Raw genomic sequence first — 262 nt, forward strand, 5'->3', positions numbered from 1 at the left:
GAATTCTAAAGGAGTAAAAGACTTCCAGATCAAATATACTGAACATGACATGGCTCTAAATGACTGGAAAGCATTGTATGAAAATTACAGCACGACCAATTCTACTGTACAAATGCTGAAAACATTCTATGACGGAAAATTGCTTTCCAAAAAATCTACAGATTATCTCATGCAAATTATGCTGGGGACTAAAACAGGAACCAATAAAATTATAGAACAACTCCCCAAAGGAACTCCTGTTGCCCATAAAACGGGGTCTTCG

General features: G+C 36.6%; 1 protein-coding gene. It reads left to right on the top strand.

What is annotated here, in order from left to right; translation table 11 throughout:
- A partial coding sequence (locus SB772_RS42280; RefSeq protein WP_410838808.1) for a serine hydrolase occupies window positions 1-262 on the top strand: 262 nt, incomplete at both ends.

Source organism: Paraburkholderia sp. SIMBA_030, from assembly GCF_046535245.1.
In the GTDB taxonomy this organism is placed as follows: Bacteria; Pseudomonadota; Gammaproteobacteria; order Burkholderiales; family Burkholderiaceae; genus Paraburkholderia.